A 3,636-nucleotide genomic window follows, 5' to 3' on the forward strand; every position below is an offset into this window, starting at 1 on the left:
AGCAAAAGTCTTCTTGTGAGAAGTGGTTAAAAAAATCATAAAATCTGGTTAATGGAGAATTTAAATGGCATTTTCTTTTTTAAAATCACTTAGAGTCATGCCTGTATGGTCTTTAAATTGGCGGGAAAGGTGAGCAGTGCTACTGTAATCCAGCTTGTAAGCAATTTCCTTAATAGAAAGCTGATCATATTTGAGATATTCTTTAACTTTCATAATCTTCAGCTGAATCAGATATTTTTCAATGGTAAGCCCTTCATGGTGGGAAAAAAGTCTACTAAGCTGAGGATAATTCACCCCTAACTGACGGGAAAGGTATTCCGAAGTATTCACATGCTCTTTTTCTTCCAATTGATCTACTAGCTGGATCAACTCTGTTTTAATTTGTTCAATGAGCTGCTGGTCTTTATCTTCTAACAAGGCAAAACCGTTTTTTTCTAAAACCTGGGCAATCTGAGCTAAACTTATCTCCCTCTCATCATAGGTTACTTCGGCCAGACCTAATTCCACATGCTTCACTTGTACGCCAAGTTTTTCCAAATCTTCTCTAACTACCCGAACACATCGGGGACAAACCATGTCTTGGATATGTAGTGTTTGAAACATAATATTAAGGACTTGAGATAAACCGTTCTTTGACCCTCGACCCGAACAAAGCACCCGAATCAGAGCCATTTAAAATAAAATTTAGAAAAATTTGGTTCAGGCGAAAGGCCCGAACCAAAAGTTCAAGTTCCTAATTCTTATTTTATTTTGCAGCCACTGTTCCACTATGGAAATTTTTTAATCCAAGATCCAGAAAATCCACAAAATTTTTCACATTTAAATCATAGGCTTTTGGTGTCACCAATACCTGTTCATCAGTGCCCAAAAGCACGTAATAAGGTTGTGCATTATTATTATATCGGGTAATCTGGAAATCTGCATTTTGCTTCCCAATGGTCTTTTTCACCTTATTATCGAAAGTGGAAGTATACCAATTGGATTCTGGTAACTCCGTTTTTTCATCCACATAAAGAGCCACCACCACAAATTCTTCTTTCAATCTTTTGAGCACCTCAGGATCCGACCAAACACTGGCCTCCATTTCCCGACAATTGACACAACCATGACCCGTAAAATCAATAAAGATAGGTTTATTTTGTTCGCGGGCACATTTTAGTGCCTGGTCATAATCAAAGTAACCTTTAATTCCATGTGGAAGATGTAGCATATCCGCATATTTGGGCTCTTCACATAGTTCTTGTGCAGCATAATTTCCTCCAGAACCTCCATTGGCTAAAATCGTTCCTTTCAGATCAAAATCATGTGTTGTCATTGGGGGTAAGTAACCTGCCAGTCCTTTCAGTGGAGCACCCCACATTCCAGGAATCATATACACCACAAAAGAGAATGAAATAATAGCCAACATTAATCGAGGAACCCCAATTTTTTCTAATGGACTATCATGAGCTAAACGAATTTTCCCCAGCAGATAAAAACCAATCAAGGTAAAGATCACAATCCAAAGGGCCAAGTAAACTTCTCTATCCAAAATTCCCCAATGATACACCTGATCTGCTACACTCAAGAATTTTAACCCTAAGGCAAGCTCCAAGAAACCAAGCACCACTTTTACGGAATTTAACCACCCCCCAGATTTAGGTAGTCCGCTCAACCAATTGGGAAAAATCGCAAATAGGGTAAACGGTATGGCAAATGCTAATGAGAAGCCAAACATTCCTACAATCGGTTTTACCAACTGCCCTCCGGCGGATTCCACCAAAATACTTCCCACTATAGGACCTGTACAAGAAAAGGAAACCAATACCAAAGTAAAGGCCATAAAAAATACACCAACCAAACCTCCCTTATCCGCCTGGGCATCCATTTTGTTAACTAATGAGCTTGGAAGTGTGATTTCAAAAAGCCCTAGAAAGGACATCGCAAAGATCATAAAGACCACAAAGAAAAAGACATTTGGCAACCAGTGCGTACTTAGCCAGTTGGCAAACTCAGGGCCATTCAGCCTTGAAACCAATGTTCCTGCCACCGTATAAATGGCGATAATGGAAAAACCATATATAATTGCCTTAGTAATAGCACCGCTTCGACTCTTACTACTATTGGTAAAAAAGGTTACCGTCATTGGAATCATTGGGAAAACACAAGGGGTTAATAGTGCCGCTAAACCTGCTGCAAAGGCCAAACCCAGAAAACCTAATAAAGAATAAGGATCATTAGAATCCCGTCCTTTTAATGGAGAAGTACTCCCAATGGAAGAACTGACGGTTTCTGTTTCTCCCCTTTTTTTATCAGTGGTAGAAAACTCCGAAGGCTCCACCTTTTTAATTTCCTTAAGTTGATTATCCTTCTTTTTGTCCTTTTTTTCTTCTTTTACGGCAGGAGCTGCACTAGATTCTCCTCCGGTAACATCAAAATTATTGAAGACAAATTCATCATCAAAGGGAATACAACGGCCATCCACATCGGTACAAACCTGATATTCATAACCACCTTCTATTTCGGGGTTTGAGGTTAATATTTTTATTTTTTGACGAAATTCTGCCATCCCCACAAAATAAGTATATTCCCCTCCCCAAAGATCATCATATTTCTTTTTAGCGCCAATGGGCTGGATATCTCCAACTAGCTCATAAGTATCATTGGGTTTAAAGGCAAAGGTGGTGACCATAGGTCCAAGATCCGGATCAAAATCCGATGAATAAAGGTACCAATCGGGATCAATCTTTACGTTAAAAATTAAGTCCACCTCATCTCCTACTTTCAGCTCTTTTTGAGAAACATCGTAGGACCAACTCGCAGGTTGTAAAATTTGGGCATAAGTGGATAGTGGGGCACCTACAAAAGCTGCCACTACAAGAATAAAAAACGAAAAATAACGCTTCATTTGATTATCAAATATTTTAACCTCTACTTATCAAATCATTAAAAAGTTATGCAAAGTTGGAGAAACCCCATTTCCATTAAAACGTGTCGATCATGTAGGAAATTTGCACAATTATATAGCATATAAACTCAGCTTTAATAGCTTTGAAATAATAGCTCCAAAAAGAAGCATAAGTTTACATAATTTTTTCAATTAATTTAGCTGTTAGACGACATATCCAGAAAATCTGCCATCTCGTCTACCTCAAAATCATTTTTCCCTTTAAAGGATTTTAAAAGCTTGCCTTTCGGAGAAATGACATACACTCTTGGAAAAGCTTGATCATCATATATTGTAGGCCAATCTTTATCAGCCCGTCTGAAAACAGGAAAAGAATAGCCTTCTTTCTCCATAAACTTTTGGACTTTTTTATCTTCCTTATCAACAGAAATCAAAACAAAGGCCACTTTTTCCTTATCCACTTTATCGTACAAAGCCTGAACTTTGGGCATTTCTTCCACACAGGTAGGGCAGGTAGTTGACCAAACCTTTAAATAAATCAGCTTTCCCCTAAATTTCTCCATTGTAACTTCTCCTGCCCCTAGTTCACGCATTTTCAAGCTATAATCGGCCTCTATTTTATCTTCAAGGGGTCCCTTGTGGGTTTCCCCGAAACGAAAGAAAAGTTTAGCATGGGAAGTCAGATGCGGAGAGCTCATAAAAATGAAGAAGATAACGACAACTATTACCCATAAAAATTTTAAACTCTT

General features: G+C 38.3%; 3 protein-coding genes. All 3 read right to left on the reverse strand.

Going from position 1 to position 3,636, the window contains the following annotated elements:
- Positions 1–60: 60 nt before the first annotated feature.
- Positions 61–672: a helix-turn-helix domain-containing protein gene (locus E1171_RS05010; protein WP_246164180.1), complete on the reverse strand. Its 612-nt coding sequence runs from the start codon at positions 670–672 to the stop codon at positions 61–63.
- A 73-nt stretch (positions 673–745) separates the two neighbouring features.
- Positions 746–2,887 (reverse strand): protein-disulfide reductase DsbD family protein, encoded by a 2,142-nt coding sequence (locus tag E1171_RS05015; protein WP_155204701.1) that lies wholly within the window; start codon positions 2,885–2,887, stop codon positions 746–748.
- Positions 2,888–3,084: 197 nt separating this feature from the next.
- Positions 3,085–3,636, reverse strand: a 552-nt coding sequence (locus E1171_RS05020; protein ID WP_155204703.1) for a TlpA family protein disulfide reductase, incomplete at its 5' end; no start/stop codon positions are given.

It is taken from the genome of Xanthovirga aplysinae, assembly GCF_009711365.1.
Taxonomy (GTDB): domain Bacteria; phylum Bacteroidota; class Bacteroidia; order Cytophagales; family Cyclobacteriaceae; genus Xanthovirga; species Xanthovirga aplysinae.

Bases quoted from the DNA above. Each gene is read 5' to 3' on its own strand.
- E1171_RS05015 (WP_155204701.1), bottom strand. From the start codon at position 2,887: ATGAAGCGTTATTTTTCGTTTTTTATTCTTGTAGTGGCAGCTTTTGTA.
- E1171_RS05010 (WP_246164180.1), bottom strand. From the start codon at position 672: ATGGCTCTGATTCGGGTGCTTTGTTCGGGTCGAGGGTCAAAGAACGGT.